The 6,234-nt window shown below is 72.1% G+C and carries 8 protein-coding genes; 4 read left to right on the forward strand and 4 right to left on the reverse strand.

Translation table 11 applies throughout. The annotated features are described in order from the left end of the window. The 4 genes from NH287_RS14460 to NH287_RS14470 all read left to right on the forward strand — a co-directional run. A partial coding sequence (locus NH287_RS14460; protein ID WP_253036172.1) for a glycerate kinase occupies window positions 1-352 on the forward strand: 352 nt, incomplete at its 5' end. A 13-nt stretch (window positions 353-365) separates the two neighbouring features. Next, window positions 366-488, forward strand: coding sequence for a hypothetical protein (locus NH287_RS15315; protein ID WP_290440656.1), 123 nt, complete (start codon window positions 366-368; stop codon window positions 486-488). A 167-nt stretch (window positions 489-655) separates the two neighbouring features. After that, window positions 656-1,066: a DUF4383 domain-containing protein gene (locus NH287_RS14465; protein ID WP_217532200.1), complete on the forward strand. Its 411-nt coding sequence runs from the start codon at window positions 656-658 to the stop codon at window positions 1,064-1,066. Next, complete coding sequence (locus NH287_RS14470) at window positions 1,066-1,605, forward strand: hypothetical protein (protein ID WP_253036173.1); 540 nt, start codon at window positions 1,066-1,068, stop codon at window positions 1,603-1,605. The genes NH287_RS14465 and NH287_RS14470 overlap by 1 nt, the downstream gene beginning before the upstream one ends. A 280-nt stretch (window positions 1,606-1,885) precedes the next feature. Here NH287_RS14470 and araA read toward each other — a convergent pair whose 3' ends face one another. The 4 genes from araA to NH287_RS14490 form a co-directional block, all read right to left on the reverse strand. Continuing rightward, window positions 1,886-3,388 (reverse strand): L-arabinose isomerase, encoded by a 1,503-nt coding sequence (gene araA / locus NH287_RS14475; protein WP_253036174.1) that lies wholly within the window; start codon window positions 3,386-3,388, stop codon window positions 1,886-1,888. After that, the gene (locus tag NH287_RS14480) at window positions 3,385-4,998 is read right to left on the reverse strand and encodes a xylulokinase (RefSeq protein WP_253036175.1); all 1,614 of its coding nucleotides are present in this window, start codon (window positions 4,996-4,998) and stop codon (window positions 3,385-3,387) included. Before NH287_RS14480 ends, araA begins: the two co-directional genes overlap by 4 nt. After that, window positions 4,995-5,690: an L-ribulose-5-phosphate 4-epimerase gene (locus NH287_RS14485; RefSeq protein ID WP_064002525.1), complete on the reverse strand. Its 696-nt coding sequence runs from the start codon at window positions 5,688-5,690 to the stop codon at window positions 4,995-4,997. Before NH287_RS14485 ends, NH287_RS14480 begins: the two co-directional genes overlap by 4 nt. A gap of 197 nt (window positions 5,691-5,887) precedes the next feature. After that, on the reverse strand, window positions 5,888-6,234 hold a 347-nt coding region (locus tag NH287_RS14490; protein ID WP_253036176.1), incomplete at its 5' end, for a substrate-binding domain-containing protein.

Genomic DNA, 6,234 nt, shown 5'->3' on the forward strand with positions numbered 1-6,234 from the left:
GTTCGCGCTCGCCGCGTGGGGTGCCGACCTCGTGCCCGGCGCGCAGCGCATCGCCGACCTCGTGGACCTGGCCGGTGCGGTGGCCGCGGCATCCCTCGTCGTCACGGGGGAGGGCTCGTTCGACGGGCAGTCCGCCGCCGGCAAGGTGCCCGCGTTCGTGCAGGGGCTCGCGGCGACGCACGGGGTGCCCGTCGCGGTCGTCGCCGGGCGGATCGCCGCCGACGCCGACACCACCGGTTTCGCGCACACGATCTCGCTCACCGACCTCGCCGGTGGCGCGGCAGCGTCGATGGCCGATCCGGCGCGCTGGCTGGCCGAGGCCGGGCGCCGCCTCGCGACACGGAGCGCCTGAACGGGGCACGCGCATGGCAGCCGAGGCCGAGCAGGGACGGCGGGAGTGGTCCCGCGAGGACTGGATCGCGTACGCCGACCGGCTGCTGGATGCCGCGCGCCGGCACGCGACGCCGCGACTCTCAGCCCGCTCATAGCAGTCGCTCAGGTCGCTCACAACCCCTGCGTGAGCCTCGTCCGCCGTCCCTACAGTCGGCGGCGACGCTCCGTGCGCAATCCGTTCGGGGCGTCGCACCGAATGACCTGCAGCACCACACGTCTGCAGGGCCGCGGCATCCGCCGCATCACACGGAGGGACAATCCCATGACCAGCTCACCCAACCGCCTCGTCGCCGTCATCTTCGGCGCCGTCTACATCCTCGTCGGCCTGCTCGGCTTCGCCGTCACCGGTGGGGTCGACTTCCTCGCCACCGACGGCGAGCTGCTGCTCGGCATTTTCATGGTCAACCCGCTGCACAACGTCGCGCACCTCCTGATCGGTGCGGCGCTGCTCATCGGCGGCCTGTCGAACGTCCGCGCCGCCAAGGGCGTGAACATCGTCGTCGGTGCCGCGTACCTGCTGCTCGGCGTCGTCGGCTTCTTCCTCGTGGGCACCGCGGCGAACATCCTGGCGCTGAACACGGCCGACCACTTCCTGCACCTCGCCAGCGCGCTCGTGCTGCTCGGTGTCGGCATCGCCGCCGACAAGCAGGTCTCCCCTCGCGCGGCCGTCTGATGTCGCCGTCCGTCCTGGTCCGTTCGTGGCCTGCGCTCGCTGCGTGGGGCGCGGGGCTCTTGCAGCTCGGACTGGGCGCGGGCGCGATCGTGAAGGGCGCCGATGCTGCGGACCGCGGCATCGGCGTCCTGCTCGCCGCCGTCGGGGCGGCGACCATCGCCTGGGGCGTCGCGGCGCTGATGCGGGGGCGCGTGGTTGCTCCGCCCGCGGGCATCGGAGTCTCGCTCGCCGGTCTCGTCGCAGTGACCGCGCTGCTCGTGATCGGTCCCCCGCAGACCAGCATCTATCCCGTCGTCGTCTCCACAGCGCTGGGTCTTTCCGTCGGCGTCGTCTCGGCGATCGCGATGCGTCGCGCCGGTCGGCGGCCGTCGCACCCCGCTGCTCGCACCGCCGCCCGCACGAGCGTCGGCGGCCTGATCGTCGGCGCCTTCCTGCTGGCTGGTCTCGTGACCCCGGCCCTGGCCGCGACCCCCATCGGCAGCGATGCGCCCGGCGCCGAGGTCAACGAGGTCTTCCTCCACGGACACGGCGGGCACTGAGCCTCGCCGTGCACGGATGCAACACATCCACCGCGACACGCCGGCGCCCGAGCGGATGCCGCGGCGTGTCGCGCAGCATCCATTGCATCCCGTGACACCCCGCCGCCCGACCCACCCCTCGCGTTCACGGATGCAAGAGATCCACCGCGACACGCCGGTGCCTGAGCGGATGCCGCGGCGTGTCGCGCAGCATCCATTGCATCCCGTGACACCCGCCACACCCCACGACACGCGAAACGCCCCGGCGCACAGCGGCACCGGGGCGTTCGTCGCGTGCGGGTTACAGCCCGCGGGCGAGGCGGTAGTACGCCTGGTTCCAGCGGAGCTCCTTCTGGAAGCCGCGCACCGTCGTGTCCTCGTCGATGACGAGCAGTTCGGTGCCGGCGATCTCGGCGAAGTCCCGGAAGACCTCGATGCCCACGGCCGTCGTCATGACGGTGTGGTGCGCGGCACCGGCCGCGAGCCAGCACGAGGCCGAGGTCGCGAAGTCGGGCGACGGCTTCCACACGGCGCGGCCGACCGGCAGCTTGGGCAGGTCGGGCGCGTCGACGTTCTCGACGACGTTCGCGACGAGGCGGAACCGGTCGCGCATGTCGCTCATCGCGACGACGAGGGCGGGTCCGGCATCCGCCGTGAACACCAGGCGCACGGGGTCGGCCTTGCCGCCGATACCGAGCTCGTGCACCTCGAGGCGCGGCTTCGAGGTCGTGAGCGACGGCGACACCTCGAGCATGTGCGCACCGAGGATCCTCTCGTTGCCGGGCACCAGGTCGTAGGTGTAGTCCTCCATGAGGCTCGCCCCGCCGGGCAGGCCCGATCCCATGACGTTCGCGACGCGCACGAGGATGGCGGTCTTCCAGTCGCCCTCGGCGCCGAAGCCGTAGCCCTCGGCCATGAGGCGCTGCACGGCGAGACCGGGCAGCTGAGTCAGCGCGCCGAGGTCCTCGAACGACGTCGTGAACGCGCCGAAGCCGCCCGCCTCGAGGAACGAGCGCAGCCCGATCTCGATCGCCGCGCCGTCGCGCAGCGACTGGTGCCGCTCCGCGCCCGGCAGCAGCTCGTCGGCCACGTCGTACGAGGCGACGTACTCCTCGACGAGGGCGTCGATCTGCGCCTCGGATGCCTGGGCCACGGCATCCGCCAACTCGTTCACCCCCCACGTGTTGACCTGCACGCCGAACTGCAGCTCGGCCTCGGTCTTGTCGCCTTCGGTGACGGCGACGTAGCGCATGTTGTCGCCGAAGCGGGCGAGCTTGAGGGTCTTGACGGCCTGCCACCCCGCGGCGGCGCGCTGCCAGTCTTCGATCTGCCGCACGACGACGGGGTTCGAGACGTGGCCGACGACGGTCTTGCGCGGCACGCCGAGGCGCGTCTGGATGTACCCGAACTCGCGGTCGCCGTGGGCGGCCTGGTTGAGGTTCATGAAGTCGAAGTCGATGTCGTTCCAGGGCAGCTCGACGTTCGCCTGCGTGTGCAGGTGCAGCAGCGGCTTGCGCAGCGCATCGAGGCCCGAGATCCACATCTTCGCGGGGCTGAACGTGTGCATCCACGCGATGACGCCGATGACCGAGTCGTCGGCGTTCGCGTCGAGGGCGAGCCGCTTGATCGAGTCCGAGTCCTTCAGGACGGGCTTCCACTCGACCTTGACCGGAAGGCCGGCGAGGCCCGCGGCGACGGCCTGCGACTGCTCGGCGACCTGGCGCAGCGTCTCCTCGCCGTAGAGGTTCTGGCTGCCGGTGACGAACCAGACGGTGTACTGCTCGAGGCTGGTGGAGAGGGTCATGCTGTTCCTTCGTTCGATGAGCGGATGCCGCGCAGCGGCAGTGCGGTGACGGCGGCGGCCTCGGCGGCGAGTCCGGCGCGGTAGCGGGTGAGGTAGTCGGCGAACCCGGCGACGTCGGCCGGGTCGGGGTCGGCGGTGACGGATGCCGCGCCCGCGAACACGTGGTCGGTGAGGTACGTCGACAGGTCGGAGTCGGTCTTCGCGGCGGCGAACGCGGCGAGCACGGCCATGCCCCACGCGCCGCCTTCGGCGGCTGTATCGCCGACCGTGACGGGCGCGTCGAGCGCGCCGGCGAGGAACCGCTGCGCGACGCCCGCCGTGCGGAAGACGCCGCCGTGGGCGAACATCTGGTCGAGCGCGACACCCTCCTCGGCGAGCGTCTGCATGCCGATCGCGAGCGTCGCGAAGACGCCGTAGACCTGCGCGCGCATGACGTTGGCGAGCGAGAACTCCGCGTCGGGCGTGCGCACGACCAGCGGGCGACCCTCGTCCATTCCGGCGATCGGCTCGCCGCTCAGGTGGTTGTACGCGAGCACCCCACCGGCATCCGCGGCGCCGGTCAGAGCTTCGCGCAGGAGCGTCTCGTAGACGGCATCCGTCGTCATCGATTGACCGGATGCCGCGGCGAACCGCGCGAACAGAGACACGAACGACGCCAGCTCGCTCGCGCCGTTGTTGCAGTGCACCATCGCGACCGGGTCGCCCGCGGGCGTCGTGACGAGGTCGATCTCGGTGTGGACGCGCGTGAGCGGGCGCTCGAGGACGACCATCGCGAAGATGCTCGTACCGGCGCTGACGTTGCCCGTGCGCGGCGAGACCGCGTTCGTGGCGACCATGCCGGTGCCGGCGTCGCCCTCGGCGGGCGCAGCGACCGCGCCGGGCCGGAGCGTGCCGGTCGGGTCGAGCAGGGCTGCGCCGGCGGCAGTGAGCGCCCCGGCATCCGCTCCCGCGGGGAGCACCTCGGGCAGCAGGTCCGTGAGGCTGCGGCCGGCGAGGAACCCGGCGGCGTGCGCGTCGTACGCGGCGACGCGGTCGCGGTCGTACCGCGCGTCGGTGCCGATCGGGAACATGCCCGACGCGTCGCCGACACCCAGCGCGAAGCGGCCGGTGAGCTTCTCGTGCACCCAGCCGGCGAGGGTGTTGATCTTCGCGAGCGAGGCGAGGTGCGCCTCGTCGTCGAGGATCGCCTGATGCAGGTGGGCGATCGACCAGCGCAGCGGGATGTTGACGCCCAGGAGGTCGGTCAGCTCCGCCGCGGCGGCGCCGGTGGAGGTGTTGCGCCACGTGCGGAACGGGACGAGCAGGGTGCCGTCCTCGTCGAAGGCGAGGTAGCCGTGCATCATCGCCGAGACGCCGATGCCGGCGAGGTCGGTCAGCTCGGCGCCCTGGCGGCGGACGTCGGCGACGAGATCGGCGTAGGCGGCCTGCAGGCCCGACCAGATCGCGTCCTCGGCGTAGGTCCAGACGCCGTCCTCGAGCGCGTTCTCCCACTCGTGGCTGCCGACGGCGAGCACGGTGGTCGGGTCGCTCGCATCGACGAGGCACGCCTTGATGCGGGTCGATCCGAGCTCGATGCCCAGCACTCCGCGGCCGGCAGCGATGGCGCTCATCGGCGGTCGTCCGAGCTCTGGCCGTACACGTTCTGGTAGCGGTTGTAGAGGGCGTCGATCTTGTCCTGCGGGATCGGGATCAGCTCCCCGCCCTGCCGGGCGAAGTGCACGGTGCGGGCGGCGTCCTCGCACATGACGGCGGCCTTCACGGCATCCTTCGCGCTGACGCCGATCGTGAACGGACCGTGGTTCTGCATCAGGACGGCGCGCGAGCGGTGGCCCTTCAGTGTCTCGACGATGCCGCGGCCGATCGAGTCGTCGCCGATGATCGCGAACGGTCCGACCGGGATCGGGCCGCCGAACTCGTCGGCCATGCCGGTGATGACGCAGGGGATCTCCTCGCCGCGCGCGGCCCAGGCCACGGCGTAGGGGGAGTGGGTGTGCACGACACCGCCGACCTCGGGCATGTTGCGGTAGACATAGGCGTGCGCGGCGGTGTCGCTCGAGGGCGAGCGGTCGCTGCCGGGGCTGCCGGGCACGACGTTGCCGTCGAGGTCGCAGAGAATCATGTTCTCGGGCGCGAGGTCGTCGTACGAGACGCCGGACGGCTTGATGACGAAGAGGTCGGCGCCGGGAACGCGACCCGAGACGTTGCCCCCGGTCCAGATGACGAGGCCGTAGCGGACGAGTTCGGCGTGGAGGGCGGCGACGTCCGCGCGGACGGCGGCGATCGCCTCATCGAGATCGGTCATGGGGTCGATGTTATCGGTAACATCCCGATTCCGCCACGCTCGGATGACGGGTTCTCCCCGCCGGTCCGGCACCAACCGCGGAGAAAACGCACGGAGCCGCATCGGATCGCCCCCGGCGGGCAGATGGCGGCCGAATCTCCGCGGTTAATGCGGGGCGAGCCCCGACCCCGAGCCCCCAGCCCCGACCCCCGCCGACCTTAGCCGCGCGGAGCGGCGGTCGACGCGCGCGCGACGAGCACCGGTTCGGCGACCTCCGCCATCGCCGGCAGGCCCAGCGCCTCGGCGAGCACGCGCCGTGCCTCGCCGGCCGTGTCGACGTGCACCGTGGTGAGGGCGGGCGTGTAGAAGGCGGCATCCGCGTTGTCGTCGAATCCGGTGACCGAGACGTCCCTCGGCACCCGCAGCCCTTCGGCGACGAGGCCCGCGATGAGCCCGAGCGCCATCTGGTCGTTGGCCGCCGCGACCGCGGTCGGCCCGTCCTCGCGGCGCACCGCCTCGGCCACCTCGCGCGCCGCGGCCGCGCCCGTCGCCGCGCTCCAGTCCC

The organism is Microbacterium sp. CnD16-F (assembly GCF_024124465.1).
Taxonomy (GTDB): Bacteria; Actinomycetota; Actinomycetes; order Actinomycetales; family Microbacteriaceae; genus Microbacterium; species Microbacterium gawkjiense.